The following is a 16,155-nucleotide window of genomic DNA, read 5'->3' on the forward strand; positions in this document are numbered from 1 at the left end:
ATTTCATGCAATCCTTGGCCAAAAGCCGTTCGGACACCATCTCCGGACCAGGGCCGCGACGTTCTGAGGGCACACAAGTAAGACAAGATGCAGGCGCGACCTGTGACACCGCTGGTGCCGCCGATCCGCCGCCTCCTCCGACGCCGCGTCACAAAACGCAGGACTGTCCGGTCTCAGCTGGTGACCGACGTTCCGGACCAGCCGGGACGCTGAAGGAAGGCACCATCATGAAAATCGTGGTCATCGGCGGTACGGGCCTGGTTGGATCGAACGTCGTCGCCAGGCTGCGCGAGCACGGCCACGAGGCCGTCCCCGCCGCGCCCAACACCGGCGTCAACACGCTGACCGGCGAAGGTCTGGCCGAGGCGCTGACCGGCGCCGACGTGGTGGTGGACGTCTCCAACTCCCCGGACTTCGCAGACGACCCGGTGATGCACTTCTTCCGCACCTCCACCACCAACATCCTGGAAGCCGAGAAGAAGGCCGGCACAGCCCACCACGTCGCGCTGTCCGTCGTCGGCACCGACCGCCTCACCGACAGCGGCTACTTCCGCGCCAAGGAAGTCCAGGAGAACCTGATCAAGGACTCCGGCCAGCCCTACTCGATCGTCCACGCCACCCAGTTCTTCGAATTCGTCGGCGGCATCGCCGACGAAGCCACCCACGGCGACACCGTCCGCGTCTCCAACGCCCTCATCCAGCCCATGGCCTCCAAAGACGTCGCCGCCGCCGTAGCCAAAATCGCCGCCGGCACCCCCACCAACAGCACCACCGAAGTCGGCGGCCCCGAAAAATTCGGCGTCGACGAATTCGTCCGCACAGCCCTCACCTTCCGCAACGACCCCCGCCAGGTAGTCACCGACCCCGAAGCCCCCTACTGGGGCGTCCACCTCGAGAAAGAAACCCTGATCCCCGCCCCCGACGCCCAACTCGCCCCCACCCGCCTCGAAGACTGGCTCCCCCTGAACCCCCCGCCCTCGAAGTAGTCACTCGGCACGGCAGGCACTCGACCGCTAGACAGTAGCCGCGACAGACAGCCGGTCCCTCCCCAGCGATCGACTCGGTCGGCGATCGCCAGGGAGCGACCGACTGAAGCGCCCAGGCGCCGACAGTCACTAAGAAAGCCTGTCGCGAGCCGCCAGCGATCAGCCGTGCAGCCAGCCCGTCGCGAGCTGTCAGCAGTCAACCCACCAGCCAGCCCGTCGTCAGCTGTCATGTATCAACCGTCAGCTAAGGCGCGAGACTCCAGACTCTCAGCCGCCGCCCAGTGCGACCGCCGCATCCCACGACACCCGTGCTCCCGACCAGACGATCACCTGGGGCATCCGCAACAGTGCGCTGAAATGCGACGCGCGCGGCTCCAGATCGACCGTCGCGCGGGAGATCCGCTCGCCCAGCCACCTGGTGTGGCTGACCGGCGAGAAGCGGTCCTCCGCACCGTGCCACAAGTACACCGGCACGCGGATGTCCGCAGGGTCGAAGCCCCAAGGCGCCGCAAGCGCGAGCGCATCGTCGTACCAGCCATCCGCCGAACGCGAGACCGCAGCGGCATAGGCGGCAACAAGCTCGTGGCGGATATTCGCCTGCCCGATCACCGCGCGGTCCGTCGGCTCCAAGCCCTCATCAATGTTCGCCAACAAACTCGCCGGATCGGCACGCATGCGCGCCGCGCGGTCATCCAGCACCCGACGCAGCGCTTCGGGATTCGCGAAGGCCTGTGTGTACGCCTCGACATTCCCGGGCGTCATACCAGCGAACCACTCAGCACCCATCGCATCGCGCGGCGCCAGCGCCACCATCGCCGCCGCCCGCGTCACCCGCTCCGGGAGCAGGGCCGCGCAGGCCAGTGCATGCGGACCGCCACCGGAGCGGCCGAGCACCGCGAAGCGATCGATGCCCAGCGCATCGGCGATGGAACAGGCATCCGCCGCGACCGAGGCGACAGTACGCCCCGGCTGCCGGTCCGACTCGCCGAAGCCCGGCCGGTCAAACGTCAGAAGGCGGATACCAGACGCGTGCAACGTCATCGGCCGGGGCACTGGACCCAGGCGGCTGCCGGGCGTGCCGTGGAACAGCATCACCGGGGCGCCATCAGGGTCGCCGCGCTGGCAGACGGCCAGGCGGCGGCCGTCCGGGGTGCGGACTGTGCGGATCATGGCCCTCCTCCGTTGGGCGGCTACCCGGCGCCGGCGCGCTGGAAACTGCCGCCTCCGGCGCGCGAGGGAGCGCACCGAGGCGGGGTACTGTCGGGTCATGCCGCTGTTCGGGGCGCGCCCACCGGTCGAGGACCGGGAGCGCCAGTGGATCGAGAAGATGCTGGCGTGGTGCGTCGAGCAGTTTGGACGCGAGGCGGTGGAGGCGGAGGTCCTCACGCCGACACCCTCGTTCTTCCCCGGGAGTTATCGGGGCACTCCGGACGATGTACTCGAAGTAGTCGACCTCGTCCGTGCACACCTGCGCATCGACCCCGCAGAAATCGCAGTCGCCTTGTATGAAGGTCGGCCCGCAGCACGCCCCACTGGCAGCCGCACCGCCCCCGGCGGCTACCAAAGCGTCGCCGGCCACTACAGCGTCCGCGACGGCGTCGGCGTCATCGCGGTCGGCATGGACAACGCCCCCGACCCCCGACGCGTAGTAGCGGTCGCAGCCCACGAACTCTGCCACCACAAGCTGCTCTACCGAGGCCTGGCCCGCCCCGACGAGCGCGACCACGAGCCGCTGACAGACCTGGCGACAGTGTTCTTCGGCCTCGGCATCTTCACCGCCAACGCCGCCTTCACCTTCTCCCAGGGCTCAGGCGGCTGGCGCCGACAGCAACTCGGCTACATCAACCAGCCGATGTTCGGCTACGCCCTCGCCCGCGCAGCATGGCTACGCGGAGAACGCAATCCGACATGGACGCGCTACCTGGACACAAACCCGCGCGGCTACTTCAAGCGCGCAATGCGGTACCTGGCGAAGGAATCACCGGCGCAGTAGCCCCATTCGGCCTCGCCCAAAACGCGCAGCATGATCTACGCCAATCACCCGATGTCCGATATGCAACAAACGCGGACTATTGAGGTAATCCAAAGGCCGCCACGCACCGCCAAGCAAACGGCGACCCCAGGACCGACGGCCACCACTGACCAGGCGCGGACAGAGCTCACCGCACCCGGCCCACGGCAGCCGCCACGCCCTCGATGACCTCGCGTCGTCGACTGCTCGAAGCGAGGCGATAAAAGCCCCCGACTTCGGCCAAGTCGGAGGCAAAAGTGGGGGATCGCCTCACACCGAGCAGGCCCCGCAAGGGGCGGGCACGCACAACAACCCAACAGCCGGGCCCCGGCGTCACCCCCAGACACCAGGGCCCGGCCTAGGACCATGCCCAATTTCAGGAGAACAGACAGGGAGCTGAGGAAACCAGGTGGTCAGGACCCGATCAACCGCGCAGCCGCAGCCGCGACCCGCTCATCACTCGCAGTCAGCGCGACCCGCACATGCCGCGCCCCAGCCTCGCCGTAGAAGTCGCCAGGAGCCACCAAGATGCCGCGCTCGGAGAGCCAGTCGACCGTGGTCCAGCAGTCCTCGTCGCGCGTGGACCACAAGTACAGCCCGGCCTCGGAGTGCTCGATGCGGAAGCCCGCATGCTCCAGCGCCCCGCGCAGAACCTCACGCCGCTTGCGGTAGCGCTCCTTCTGCTCCGCAGCGTGCGCGTCGTCATTCAGGGCGGCCGCCATCGCATCCTGCACCGGCTGCGGCATGATCATGCCGGCGTGCTTGCGCACCTCCAGCAGGTCGGCCACGATCGCCGGGTCGCCGGTGACGAAGCCGGCGCGGTAGCCAGCCAGGTTCGAGCGCTTGGACAGCGAGTGCACCACGAGCAGTCCCTCGTGGCTGCCGCCGCAGACGTCCGGGTGCAGCAGCGAGACCGGCTCGGCCTCCCAGGCCAGCTCGATGTAGCACTCGTCGGAGACCACGACGGTCCCCGCCTCGCGGGCCGCAGCGACCACCGCGCGCAGCTCGGCGGCCGAGGCGACCCGCCCGTTGGGATTCGCCGGGGAGTTGAGCCAGAGCAGCTTCGGGCGGCGCGCGCCGATCAGCTCCGCGGCGTCCTCCGGCGCGGCGACCAGCGTGTCGGCGCCGGCGATGCGCGCGCCGACGTCGTAGGTCGGATAGGCCACCGCCGGGATGACCACCTGGTCCCCCGGGCCGAGCCCGAGCAGCATCGGGAGCCAGGCCACCAGCTCCTTGGTGCCAAGTACCGGCAGCACGGCTGCCGGGGCGACGCCGGACACGCCGAGCCGGCGTGCCATCCACCCGACGGCAGCCTCGCGCAGGGCGGGGGTGCCGTGGGTCAGTGGGTAGCCGGGCGCGTTGGACCCGGTCCGTAGGGCGTCTTGCACGACCGCCGGCACCGGGTCGACTGGGGTGCCGACGGAGAGGTCGACGATTCCGTCCGGGTGCTGGCCGGCTCGCGCCTTGGCGGGCGCGAGCCGGTCCCACGGGAAGTCAGGGAGCTTCCGCATCGTGAAGGGTTTCCTCTGGTGGAGCAGGGTGTCGCCGTTGGGTGCGTCGGCAATAGGGGAAAGCTTTTAGCTCTCGCCCTCTGCCTGCGGCGGCAGCACGGAGACCAGGGGGTGGTCCTTCTCGATCAGTCCCATCTTGGAGGCGCCGCCGGGGGAGCCGAGGTCGTCGAAGAACTCCACGTTCGCCTTGTAGTAGTCCTTCCACTGCTCAGGCGTGTCGTCCTCATAGAAGATCGCCTCCACGGGGCACACCGGTTCGCAGGCGCCGCAGTCGACGCACTCGTCCGGGTGGATGTAGAGCATGCGCTCGCCCTCGTAGATGCAGTCGACAGGGCACTCCTCGATGCAGGCCTTGTCCTTAACGTCCACGCAGGGCAGGGCGATGACGTAAGTCACTTTCTCCGGTCCTCCTGTTGATGCGGTGGGCGACGCAGCATTGCGGGCTGCAAAACCCTAAGCTCGTCCGCCCTTAGTATCACGCGTGAGCGGCCGGTTCTCCTAAGCGGGTCAGCCAGCGGACGCTTAATCGTGCCAAGGCTTCAGTACGGAAGCGCACAACAGTGTCCACCCGATGCCCAATGCCGCCCCGGCCAGGACGTCGGTTGGGAAGTGGACGCCGAGGATCGGGCGCGATGCCGCGATGACGATCACGTACAGCACCAGGACTGTTGCCGCGGCTCGGCGGGCGGCGATTCCGGCGAGCAGCGGGAGGGCGGCCAGGATCAACACGGTGGCCAAAGTGGAGGTCCCCGTGGCGTGGCCGGAGGGGAACGAGGCGCCGGATTCTGTGGAGATCGTGTGCGCGGCGTCCCAGGCTGGGCGGTGCCGATCGACGCCCTTCTTGGCGATGTAGGCGATGCCGTAGGCGCCGATCACCGATGCGGCGGCGAAGTAGGCGGATGTGCGCATGCGCAGTAGGAAGAACCCGACCGCGACCAGTAGGCCGAGGCCGAGGGTCACGGTTGGTGCGCCGGCGTTGCTGACGGCCTTGAAGAAGTCGGTCACGCCGGTGTCGCGCAGTGCGAAGCGGTTCAGCGAGTTGTCCACCGACTGGTCCGTGCCTTGGGACGCCTTGGCCGCGACAAGTACCGCCAGCAGCACGAAGACGCCGAAGGACGCCGCTCCCCAGCGGCGGAGTGCCGAAACCCGGGCCCGGTCGTCGAAGACGGGGGCGCGGTGGTGGGTGGCGGCATGCCGGGGTTCGGTGAGCATGCCTCACAGTAACTTGTTCGCCTGGTGTTCGGCTGATGTTCACCGCTCATTCACTGAGCGGGCCGAGCACGCGATCCGACGACGATCAGGCATCAAGAATCGGGTGATGCAAGGCAGACAGCCAGACAGCCAGAGCCAGAGCCGACAGGAGGCGGACGGCGAGGGGCTGGAGGGCGGACGGGGAAGCGGTGAACGGGCGCGGCAGGCAAAGAAGCGTCGGGCAAACACGCGCCAGGAGAACAGGCGAAGCGGCAGCGGGCGGCGCGAGGAAGGCGAACGGCCATTGGGCGAGCGAGCGCCAGGCGATTAGGCATCGGGGCATGAGGCGTCGGGCGCGCCCCAGTGTGCGGATCAGGCGGGCGGTGAGCGAAGCCCGGCGCGCATCATCATCTGGCGGATGGCGAGTGCCGCCCGGCACGCACGATCAAGCGGCGGGCGGTGGGCGAAGCCCGGCGCGCATGCTCGGCCGCCGGGAGCTGAGGGGCGGCTGGCGCGCACCGTCAGGCGGCTGGCCGTCACGCGGCTGGGGTGCGGAGGCCTCGGAGGACCACGTCGAGGAGGAGGTAGGGGTTGACTGGGGGGATGTCGGTGTCGTTGGGCTTTTCGGCGCGGCGTTCTACGGCGGTGACGATGCCGGAGGAGAGGGCCATGACGTCGTAGAAGGTGATGTCGGGGCGGAAGGCTCCGGTTTGTTGGCCTTGGTGGAGGAGGGCGGCGCCGGCGTCCATCATTTGTTTGCAGGTGCGGCCTAGGGCTGTGGTTTGGTCGTGGATGGCTTCTTTTACTGCGAGGGAGAGGCCTCGGTAGATGGCCATGTGCTCGATGAGGAGGGTCAGCCATTCGGTGAGGGCGGTGTCGGCGTCTTGGCGGTGTTCGGCGAGGACTTGGGCGCACTCGGTGAGTTTTAGGTAGCGCTCGGCCAGGACGGCGGCGATGAGGTCCTCTCGGCGGGGGAAGCGGCGGTAGAGGGTGCCGATGCCTACGCCGGCTTGGCGGGCGATTTCTTCCAGGGAGGTCTCGATGCCGTTGGTGGCGAATGCCGACTGGGCGACCTCTACGAGGCGCTCGCGGTTGCGGAGCGCGTCTGCCCTCACGGTTTGTCTGTCCCTTCACCTGTGGTCGAGTGGGGCTTGCCCGGGCTCGGCACTATTTAAGTTGCCGTCACGTGTTGCGGCACTCTACGCTAAACGGAGTCAGCCTCCGCTTAGTTGCTCGCCGTCAGGTGAAGGACACCATGTCTACTGCGTCCATATCCACAACGCCTTCCACCGGGAAAGTTGTTCCGAAGCGCGAGCCCAAGCCGGGGCTCATTCTTGCCACCATCGTGACCTGCCAGCTGATGCTGGTCCTCGACGCCACCATCGTCAACATAGCCCTGCCGAAGATCCAGACGTCGCTGAAGTTCTCTGACGCGAACCTGTCGTGGGTGCTCAACGCCTATACCTTGGCCTTCGGCGGTCTGCTGCTGCTCGGCGGGCGTGCCGGGGACATTTTGGGGCGGCGGCGGATGTTCGTCTCCGGGGTCATCCTTTTCACTGTCGCGTCCTTCATCGGCGGGCTGGCGGTCGACTCCACCATGCTGCTGGCTTCGCGGGCGTTGCAGGGTGTGGGGGCGGCGATGGCCGGTCCCAGCATGCTGGCACTGATCATCACGACCTTCCCCGAGGGGGCGCCGCGGGTGAAGGCGATGAGCCTGTTCACCGCGGTCTCCAGCGCGGGCGGCTCGGTGGGCCTGCTGCTCGGCGGGATGCTGACCACGTGGGGTTCGTGGCGGCTGGTCATGTACATCAACGTGCCGATCGGTGCGGTGGCGGCCATCGCCGCGGCGCGGCTGCTGAACGAGTCGCCGCGGGTGCAGGGCAAATTCGACATTCCCGGGGCGATCACCTCGGTGACCGGTATGGGCAGCCTGGTCTACGGGTTCATCAATGCCTCTGAGCACGGCTGGAGCAACCCGACCACGATCGGCGTGTTCGTCGCGGCGGTGGTGCTGCTGAGCTCGTTCGTGTTCATCGAGTCGCGCGTGGACTTCCCGGTGTTCCCGCTGCGTCTGCTGCGGGACAGCACTCGGGCCCGCAGCTACGGCTCCTATGTGCTGCTGGTCGGCGCGATGTTCTCCATGTTCTTCTTCTTGCCGCAGTTCATGCAGGAGGTGCTGGCCTACTCGCCGATGAAGGCGGGTCTGGCGTTCCTGCCGCTGACGGCGACGCTGTTCGCGGTCTCGCGCTTCATTCCCAAGCTGCTGCCGCGCTTCGGGCCGCGTCCGCTGATCGTCACGGGTACGGCGCTGATCGCCGGGGCGCTGTTCTGGCTGTCGCAGGTCTCGATCCACACCGGCTTCGTCACCGGTCTGCTGGCGCCGTTCCTGATGTTCGGGCTCGGCGGCGGTATCGCGTTCAGCCCGATCGCGCTGAACATCATGAACGGTCTGGCGCCTCGGGACTCCGGTGCGGGCTCGGGTCTGATGCAGGCCTGTCAGCAGATCGGCGGCGCGCTGGGCATCGCGGTGCTGGTGACCATCTTCACCTCGTCGAAGAAGGGGAGCCACGACCCGAACCCGGCGGTGAACTTCACGCACGGGCTGGGGACCGGTCTGACGGTCGGGGCGGGGATCGCGGTGGCGGTGTGCCTGATCTCGCTGACGCTGAAGCCGAAGCCGGCGGCGCCGTCCGCGGGTCCGGCTCCGGTGCTGGAGTAGGCGCGCGGGTAGGTCTTGTCACGGCGGCTTCCGGGGTCACTCGGAGGTCGCCGTCGTGCTGGGTGGATCAGCGCCCGTAGGGGAACAGGCGGCGGACGCGCCACACGCCGTCGTCGCCGTGCAGATAGAGCGCGAACCCGGTGATCGGGAAGCGGGCCTCGTAGCCGGCGAGCGCCTCCTGGGCGCGGCTGAGGGATTCCTCGGGCAGCTCGTGGGCGACCGTCACGTGCGGGTGGTAGGGGAAGCGGGCTTCGCCGGCGAGGATGCCGGAGCGCACCAGTGCCTCGGTGGCGGCGCACTCCTCGGCGCCCTGGGCCACGCGGACGAAGGTCACCGGGGAGATCGGGCGGAAGGTGCCCGTGCCCTTCAGCAGCATCGAGAACGGCCGGCCGGAGGACGCCGCCTTGGCCAGGTGGTCCTCGATGCCCGGCAGGTCCTCGCGCTCGACCTCGCTCGGCGGGAGCAGCGTGACGTGGGTCGGGATCGCCAGCGCCATCGGGTCGTGGAAGGACTCGCGCCACTTCTGCAGCTCGGTGCCGTAGGGCTCCGGGACCGGCACCGCGACCCCGATGGTCACGGTGTCCGCGCCCCGGGTGCCGGCCGCGAAGGGGTTCGCGCCGGCGAAGGTCGCCGCGAGCGGATCGGAGACGCCGCCCACCGTCAGTTCCCCGCCGCGGGCAGGAACCCGACTCGGTCGTACACCTCGGCCAGCGTGCGGGTGGCGATCGCGCGCGCCTTGGCGGCGCCCTCGGCCAGGACCGCGTCGAGCTTGTCCGGCTCGGCCAGGATCGCCTGCGTGCGCTCCCGGAAGGGGGTCACGAAGTCCACGAACACCTCGGCGAGGTCCTTCTTCAGGTCGCCGTAGCCCTTGCCCTCGTAGGCGGTCTCCAGCTCGGCGATGGTGCGGCCGTCCAGCGCCGAGTAGATCGACAGCAGGTTGGAGATGCCGGCCTTGTTCTGCTCGTCGTAGCGGATCTCGCGCTCGGTGTCGGTGACCGCCGAGCGGATCTTCTTGGCCGAGACCTTCGGGTCGTCCAGCAGCTCGATGATGCCGGCCGGGGAGGAGGCCGACTTCGACATCTTCGCGCCGGGCTCCTGCAGGTCGGTGATCTTTCCGGTGGCCTTGATGATGTACGGGTCCGGCACGGTGAAGTAGGCGCCGTAGCGGCCGTTGAAGCGCTGCGCCAGGTCGCGGGTGAGCTCCAGGTGCTGGCGCTGGTCCTCCCCGACCGGGACCTCGTCGGCGTTGTACAGCAGCACGTCGGCGGCCATCAGCATCGGGTAGGTGAACAGCCCGACGTTGGTGTTGGCCGAGCCCTGCTTGCCGGACTTGTCCTTGAACTGGGTCATCCGGCCGGCCTCGCCGAAGCCGGTCATGCAGGTCAGCACCCAGGCCAGCTGCGCGTGCTCGGGGACGTGGCTCTGCACGAACAAGGTGCTGCGGCCCGGGTCGATGCCGGCGGCCATCAGCTGCGCGGCGGCCACGCGGGTCCGCTGGCGCAGCAGCTTCGGGTCCTGCTCGACGGTGATCGCGTGCAGGTCCACGACGCAGTAGACGGTGTCGTGGGTCTCCTGCAGGGGCACCCACTGCCGGATCGCGCCGAGGTAGTTGCCGACGTGGAAGGAGTCGGCGGTCGGCTGGATCCCGGAGAAGACGCGCTTGCGACCGGAGGACTGGGGAGCGGCTGCCATGGGCCCCATTCTCTCAGATCCGCGGCTCGCTTTGATCGGGTTCTCCCGGGATCTCCTCACCCGCACCGACCTGGTCGGCCGGGTCGGCACCATCAGTGTCCGAATGATCACCGGAGGTGATGTCCGGGGACGGTTCGGCGGGGATGACTGAGCCGTTCACCGAACCTTCGGCAGCAGAACTGTCAGCATCGGAACCGTCAGCGCCGGAATCATCGGGAACCGGACTGTCCGCAGCGGAACCGTCGGAGCCGTCGGAGATCTCGGAGGGCTCGGCGATCTCGGAGCTGTCGGCGCCCTCGGAAGTGTCGGAACTATCAGAGCCGTCTGAGCCATCTGTGCCGTCCGCGCCGCCCTCCGGCAGCCGTGTGATGCGGATCCGCGCGATCCGGCGGCCGTCCATCTCCGCCACCTTCAGCTCGTAGCGGTGGATCTCCGGGGCGGCGTCCTCGTGGCCGTCGTCGGAGCCGCCGCGCGTCGGCGGGGCCTCCAGAGCGACCACCACCTCGTCGCCGAGCTCGGGAAGCCGGCCGAGCTGGGCCACGATGAAGCCCGCCGCGGTCTCATACGGCCCGTCGGGCAGCTCGATCCCGGTCTCGTCCATGAAGTCGTCGAGGTTCAGCAGGCCGTCGACCTCCATCACGCCGCCGACCAGCCGGGTGGTGCCGGCCTGGCCGACGTCGTACTCGTCCTGGATGTCGCCGATCAGCTCCTCGATGAGGTCCTCCAGCGTGACGATGCCGGCGGTCCCGCCGTACTCGTCGACGACGATCGCCAGGTGCATGGATTCCGCGCGCATCTCCGACAGCGCCGAGAGCACCTGCTTGGAGGTCGGCAGCATCTTCACCGGCCGGGCGATCTCCTCCAGCCGGATCGAGCGGCCGGCCAGCTCCGGGTTGAGGAAGTCCCGGACGTGCACGAACCCGATGACGTTGTCCGCCGAGCCCTCGATCACCGGATAGCGCGAGTGCGGCTCGGAGGCGGCGATCCGCGCCGCCTGGCGGATCGGCAGGTCGGCGTCCAGGAACGTGACCTCGGTCCGCGGTACCAGCACCTCGCGCAGCTGCCGGTCGCCGGCGTCGAAGATCTCGTCGATCAGCTCGCGCTCGTCGCTGTTCAGCGTCTCGTTGCCGGCCACCATCAGCCGCAGCTCGTCGGAGGACACCGCCTCGCGCCCCACGTTCGGGTCGCCGCCGAACAGCCGCACCACGCCGTTGGTGCACACCGAGAGCAGGAAGATGAAGGGCCGCATGACCGTGGCGACCCGGTTCAGGAACGGCGCGACCGCGAGCGCCGTGGGCTCCGGCCGCTGCAGCGCCAGCCGCTTGGGCGCCAGCTCGCCGATCACCAGGGTCACGAAGGTGATGACCAGGGTGACGCCGACGACCCCGAGGAAGCCGGCCAGCCCGGTGCCGAGCCCGGCGCTGATCAGCCCTCGCTTGGCGCTCTCCGACAGCGTGATGGCGCCGTAGGCCGAGGACAGCAGCGCGGTCAGCGTGACCCCGATCTGGACGGTGGCCAGCCAGCGGTTCTGGTCGCGCACCAGTCTGGCCACCACCTGGCCGCGGCGGCCCTGCTGGGCCAAGGTCTCGATCTGGCTCTCGCGCAACGAAACGAGCGCGATCTCCGAGGCGACGAACAGTGCCTCGACGAGGATCAGCGCCAGGACGACCAGGATGGACACGAGGATGGGGCTCACGCCCTGATTCTAGGGACGCCCCGAGTGCCGCCGCTGAGACTGCGGGGGCGCAATGAAACGCCTGTGACGGCCCGATCTTCGCAACGATCGTGCGACGACACGCAACGAAGCCTGCTTGAGCAGGGAAAACGCGGTCCTTAAGCTCAGGTTGCATGATCCCCGAGACACCCCTCGTGCCCTCGGCGGCACAGCGCGTGGCGATCCCGCGCCGGTACCTCATGTGCCCGCCCGACCATTTCGCGGTCACCTACTCCATCAATCCGTGGATGGACCCGGAAGAACCGGTCGACGCCTCGCTGGCCGCGCGCCAGTGGGAGGCCCTGCGTGACGCGTACCTGGATCTGGGCCACCAGGTGGACTCCATCAAGCCGATCGAGGGCCTGCCGGACATGGTGTTCGCCGCCAACGGCGCCACGGTGGTCGGCGGCAAGGTCTTGGGCGCCGCGTTCCGGAACGACGAGCGCAAGGCCGAGGGCCCGGCGTACATGGAGTGGTTCCGCAAGAACGGCTTCCCGCAGATCCACGACCCGCAGTTCATCAACGAGGGCGAGGGCGACTTCCTCTACGCCGGCGACTGGATCCTGGCCGGCCACGGCTTCCGGTCCGACCCGAACGCGCATCTGGAGGCGCAGGAGTTCTTCGGGATGCCGGTGATCGGGCTGCGGCTGGTCGACCCGCGTTACTACCACCTGGACACCGCGCTCGCGGTCCTGGACAAGGACACGGTCGCCTACTTCCCGGAGGCGTTCTCGCCGGGTTCGCAGGCGGTGCTGCGCACGCTGTATCCGGACGCGGTCATCGCCACCGCCGAGGACGCCGCGGCGTTCGGGCTCAACGCGGTCTCCGACGGTCTGCACGTCCTGCTGCCGCAGGCCGCCACGGGTCTGGCTGCCCAGCTCGCCGAGCGCGGGTACGAGCCGATCGGCATGGACCTGTCCGAACTGCTCAAGGCGGGCGGCTCTGTGAAGTGCTGCACGCTCGAGCTCCGGGGCTGAAAGGAGCCTGCATCGTGACCACGCTCTCTGACACCGGCCGGGACACCGAGCCGGGGACCTTCAAGGCCCAGGCCGGCGCCGGACCGCAGAACCCGCCCTCGGCCCGCGCCGAGGCGCTGATCGAGCAGTCCGACGCGCACACCGCGCACAACTACCACCCGCTGCCGGTGGTGATCGCCGAGGCCGACGGCGCCTGGGTGACCGACGTCGACGGCAACCGCTACCTGGACATGCTCGCCGGGTACTCCGCGCTGAACTTCGGGCACCGCAACCCGGTGCTGCTGGCCGCGGCGCGCGAGCAGCTGGGGCGGGTGACGCTGACCTCGCGGGCGTTCCACCACGACCAGTTCGGGCCGTTCGTCGCGGAGCTGGCAGAGCTGTGCGGCAAGCAGGCGGCGCTGCCGATGAACTCCGGCGCCGAGGCGGTGGAGACCGCGCTGAAGACCGCGCGCAAGTGGGGATACCAGGTCAAGGGCGTGCCGGAAGACCGCGCGCAGATCATCACCTGCGAGGGCAACTTCCACGGCCGGACGCTGTCGATCGTGTCCTTCTCCACCGACCCCGACGCGCGCCACGAGTTCGGCCCGTTCACGCCGGGGTTCGTCTCAGTGCCCTACGGCGACGCCGCGGCGATCGAGGCCGCCATCACCGACGACACCGTGGCGATCCTGCTGGAGCCGATCCAAGGCGAGGCCGGGGTCCTGGTGCCGCCGGAGGGATACCTGGCGGCGGTGCGCGAGATCTGCACGCGGCGCGGCATCCTGATGATGGCCGACGAGATCCAGTCCGGGCTGGGACGGACCGGGTACACGTTCGCGTGCGACTACGAGAACGTCGTGCCCGACGTCTACATCCTGGGCAAGGCGCTCGGCGGCGGGATCCTGCCGGTGTCGGCGGTGGTCGCCGACCGCGACGTGCTCGGCGTGTTCGCCCCCGGCGAGCACGGCTCGACGTTCGGCGGGAACCCGCTGGCGTGCGCGGTCGGACGCGCGGTGGTCGGGCTGCTGGCCACCGGCGAGTATCAGAGCCGCGCGCAGAAGCTCGGCACGCACCTGCACGAGGCGCTGGCGAAGCTGCCGCCGGAGATGGTGCGCGAAGTCCGCGGCCGCGGTCTGTGGGCCGGTGTGGACATCGATCCCGGATTCGGCACCGGGCGCGAGATCTCGGAGAAGCTGATGGCGCGCGGAGTCCTCGCCAAGGACACGCACGGCTCGACGATCCGCATGGCGCCGCCGCTCGTGGTGACCGCGGAGGACCTGGACTGGGCAGTGCTGCAACTACAGAGCGCTCTGGGTTGATACTGTCTGTCGGTCGTGACGGACCCGGCCTCGGCGGCCGGGTCCGCGCGGCTCCGATCGGCCGCGCTCGCGGCGGGGGTACGGCCCGCTGCGGGCGCGGCTTCATCTTCTAAGACGCGCGCCGAGCCGATTTAGTCGCCTCGGAAACGAGATTTTTTCGGGTTCCGCGTCCGCGACGTCAGGGCGCGCCGATGGTGATCTTCACCCATGCGGCGGCGGTTCGGTACGGGAACCGTGGCGGCGCGGTGTCGGTCGGCGATCGGTGGTCGGCGTTAAGCGGTCGGCGACGCCGGTCCGGGGCCGCGACGCCGCAGACCGCTAATCTCAGGGCATGGACAGCCTCGACCGCGCGATCATCGACGTGTTGCGGCGCGACGCCCGCGCGTCGTTCGCCGATGTCGGGGCGGAGGTGGGGTTGTCGGCTTCGGCGGTGAAGCGGCGGGTGGACCGGTTGCGGGCGGACGGGGCGATCCGGGGGTTCTCCGTGATCGTCGACCAGACCGCCCTGGGGTGGACCACCGAGGCTTTCGTCGAGGTCTACTGCGGGGACCGGACCTCGCCGGATGTGATCCGGGAGTGTGTGTCCCGGCATCCGGAGGTGGTCGCGGCGTACACGATCACCGGCGACGCCGACGCGCTGCTGCACCTGGTCGCGGAGAACATGCGGCATCTGGAGGAGGCGCTGGAGCGGATCCGGCGGGAGCCGGAGATCCAGCGGACGCGGTCGGCGCTGGTGTTGACGCGGTTGTTGGCGCGCGATCCATTGCTTTGAGACGCGAAACTTGCTTTGAGACGCGAGACGGCCCGGCGTCCCCATGGGAGGCCGGGCCGTCTTCAGCAGTGAGCTCAGCGCTGGAGCGAAGAGTTCAGCAGTGGGCTCAGATGAGGCCGAGCTGCCGCACCGCGTCGCGCTCCTCGGCCAGTTCGGCCACCGAGGCGTCGATGCGGGTCCGGGAGAACTCGTCGATGTCGAGGCCCTGCACGATGGTCCACTCGCCGTTGCTGGTGGTCACCGGGAAGGAGGAAACCAGGCCCTCCGGCACGCCGTAGCTGCCGTCGGAGACCACGCCCATCGAGGTCCAGTCGCCCTCGGCGGTGCCGTTGACCCAGGTGTTCACGTGGTTCAGGGCGGCGTTGGCGGCCGAGGCGGCGCTGGAGAAGCCGCGGGCCTCGATGATGGCCGCGCCGCGCTTGGCGACGGTGGGGATGAAGTCCTTCTCGATCCAGGCCTGGTCGCCGACGACCTCGGCGGCGTTCTTGCCGCCGATCTTGGCGTGGAAGACGTCCGGGTACTGGGTCGCGGAGTGGTTGCCCCAGATGGTCATGTTGGTGATGTCGCTGACCGGGGCGCCGGTCTTGAGCGCGAGCTGGCCCAGGGCGCGGTTGTGGTCCAGGCGGGTCATCGCGGTGAAGCGGGACTTCGGGACGTCGGGGGCGTGCGCGGCGGCGATCAGGGCGTTGGTGTTCGCCGGGTTGCCGACCACCAGGACCTTGATGTCGTCGGCGGCGTGGGCGTTGATCGCCTCGCCCTGCGGCTTGAAGATGCCGCCGTTGGCCTCCAGCAGGTCGCCGCGCTCCATGCCGGCGGTGCGGGGGCGGGCGCCGACCAGCAGCGCCACGTTCGCGCCGGTGAAGCCGTCCTTGGGGTTGTCGTGGATGTCGATGCCGGCCAGCAGCGGGAACGCCGAGTCGATCAGCTCCATCGCCGTGCCCTCGGCGGCCTTGACCGCCTGCGGGATCTCCAGCAGGTTCAGCTTCACCGGCACGTCCGGGCCCAGCAGGTGGCCGGAGGCGATGCGGAACAGCAGGGCGTAGCCGATCTGGCCGGCCGCGCCGGTCACGGTGACGTTGACGGGGGTGCGGGACATCGCTTGTGGCTCCTGCGTTTTTGTGAAGGTTCCTTATGGATGTGTTGCCAGCCCACAGGCTACTCCTGGAGTACCAGCGGGGTTTCCGTCTGGTGGGAGCGGCGGCTGTGAGAAACGAGACACATCCGGGGAGCATCCGGTGTCAGTCCGCGCTCGGTTCGTTGCTGTCGGTGCCGGGTGGAAGACTC

At 69.0% G+C, this 16,155-nt stretch carries 15 protein-coding genes; 6 read left to right on the top strand and 9 right to left on the bottom strand.

Annotated elements, in window-relative coordinates:
* The first annotated feature begins 227 nt into the window (after positions 1-227).
* On the top strand, positions 228-986 hold the full coding sequence (locus CACI_RS39315) for an SDR family oxidoreductase (protein ID WP_015796507.1): 759 nt from the start codon (positions 228-230) through the stop codon (positions 984-986).
* Between the two features lie 267 nt (positions 987-1,253).
* Here CACI_RS39315 and CACI_RS39320 read toward each other — a convergent pair whose 3' ends face one another.
* Positions 1,254-2,156: an alpha/beta fold hydrolase gene (locus CACI_RS39320; RefSeq protein WP_015796508.1), complete on the bottom strand. Its 903-nt coding sequence runs from the start codon at positions 2,154-2,156 to the stop codon at positions 1,254-1,256.
* A 97-nt stretch (positions 2,157-2,253) separates the two neighbouring features.
* Between CACI_RS39320 and CACI_RS46725 the strand changes: the two genes are divergently transcribed.
* Positions 2,254-2,979: a hypothetical protein gene (locus tag CACI_RS46725; protein WP_015796509.1), complete on the top strand. Its 726-nt coding sequence runs from the start codon at positions 2,254-2,256 to the stop codon at positions 2,977-2,979.
* Between the two features lie 431 nt (positions 2,980-3,410).
* Here CACI_RS46725 and dapC read toward each other — a convergent pair whose 3' ends face one another.
* The 4 genes from dapC to CACI_RS39345 all read right to left on the bottom strand — a co-directional run bounded on the left by dapC (position 3,411) and on the right by CACI_RS39345 (position 6,814).
* Positions 3,411-4,508, bottom strand: coding sequence for a succinyldiaminopimelate transaminase (gene dapC / locus CACI_RS39330; protein WP_015796510.1), 1,098 nt, complete (start codon positions 4,506-4,508; stop codon positions 3,411-3,413).
* Positions 4,509-4,574: 66 nt separating this feature from the next.
* The gene (fdxA, locus tag CACI_RS39335) at positions 4,575-4,904 is read right to left on the bottom strand and encodes a ferredoxin (RefSeq protein WP_015796511.1); all 330 of its coding nucleotides are present in this window, start codon (positions 4,902-4,904) and stop codon (positions 4,575-4,577) included.
* 126 nt (positions 4,905-5,030) lie between these two features.
* On the bottom strand, positions 5,031-5,720 hold the full coding sequence (locus tag CACI_RS46730; protein WP_015796512.1) for a phosphatase PAP2 family protein: 690 nt from the start codon (positions 5,718-5,720) through the stop codon (positions 5,031-5,033).
* A gap of 515 nt (positions 5,721-6,235) precedes the next feature.
* Positions 6,236-6,814, bottom strand: a complete 579-nt coding sequence (locus tag CACI_RS39345; RefSeq protein ID WP_015796513.1) for a TetR/AcrR family transcriptional regulator — start codon at positions 6,812-6,814, stop codon at positions 6,236-6,238.
* A 140-nt stretch (positions 6,815-6,954) separates the two neighbouring features.
* Between CACI_RS39345 and CACI_RS39350 the strand changes: the two genes are divergently transcribed.
* Complete coding sequence (locus CACI_RS39350) at positions 6,955-8,418, top strand: MFS transporter (protein WP_015796514.1); 1,464 nt, start codon at positions 6,955-6,957, stop codon at positions 8,416-8,418.
* Between the two features lie 67 nt (positions 8,419-8,485).
* Here CACI_RS39350 and CACI_RS39355 read toward each other — a convergent pair whose 3' ends face one another.
* Genes CACI_RS39355 through CACI_RS39365 form a run of 3 tightly spaced genes read right to left on the bottom strand, consistent with a single transcriptional unit; the run spans position 8,486 to position 11,806 of the window.
* A complete protein-coding gene (locus CACI_RS39355; RefSeq protein WP_015796515.1) occupies positions 8,486-9,076 on the bottom strand; it encodes a 2'-5' RNA ligase family protein in 591 nt (196 codons plus the stop codon).
* 2 nt (positions 9,077-9,078) lie between these two features.
* On the bottom strand, positions 9,079-10,119 hold the full coding sequence (trpS, locus tag CACI_RS39360) for a tryptophan--tRNA ligase (protein WP_015796516.1): 1,041 nt from the start codon (positions 10,117-10,119) through the stop codon (positions 9,079-9,081).
* A gap of 4 nt (positions 10,120-10,123) precedes the next feature.
* Positions 10,124-11,806: a hemolysin family protein gene (locus CACI_RS39365; protein WP_223297379.1), complete on the bottom strand. Its 1,683-nt coding sequence runs from the start codon at positions 11,804-11,806 to the stop codon at positions 10,124-10,126.
* 152 nt (positions 11,807-11,958) lie between these two features.
* Between CACI_RS39365 and ddaH the strand changes: the two genes are divergently transcribed.
* From ddaH to CACI_RS39380, 3 genes are all read left to right on the top strand, one after another.
* Entirely contained in the window at positions 11,959-12,801 is an 843-nt protein-coding gene (gene ddaH, locus CACI_RS39370) for a dimethylargininase (protein WP_015796518.1), read from the top strand.
* A gap of 116 nt (positions 12,802-12,917) precedes the next feature.
* Positions 12,918-14,099 carry an ornithine--oxo-acid transaminase gene (gene rocD, locus CACI_RS39375; protein ID WP_041543594.1) on the top strand — a complete coding sequence of 394 codons (1,182 nt, stop codon included), beginning with the start codon at positions 12,918-12,920 and terminating at the stop codon, positions 14,097-14,099.
* Between the two features lie 331 nt (positions 14,100-14,430).
* The gene (locus CACI_RS39380) at positions 14,431-14,871 is read left to right on the top strand and encodes an Lrp/AsnC family transcriptional regulator (protein WP_015796520.1); all 441 of its coding nucleotides are present in this window, start codon (positions 14,431-14,433) and stop codon (positions 14,869-14,871) included.
* Positions 14,872-14,977: 106 nt separating this feature from the next.
* Here the strand turns inward: CACI_RS39380 and CACI_RS39385 are convergent, their stop codons facing one another.
* Positions 14,978-15,967 carry a malate dehydrogenase gene (locus tag CACI_RS39385; RefSeq protein ID WP_015796521.1) on the bottom strand — a complete coding sequence of 330 codons (990 nt, stop codon included), beginning with the start codon at positions 15,965-15,967 and terminating at the stop codon, positions 14,978-14,980.
* Between the last annotated feature and the right edge of the window lie 188 nt (positions 15,968-16,155).

It is taken from the genome of Catenulispora acidiphila DSM 44928, assembly GCF_000024025.1.
GTDB classification, from domain to species: Bacteria; Actinomycetota; Actinomycetes; order Streptomycetales; family Catenulisporaceae; genus Catenulispora; species Catenulispora acidiphila.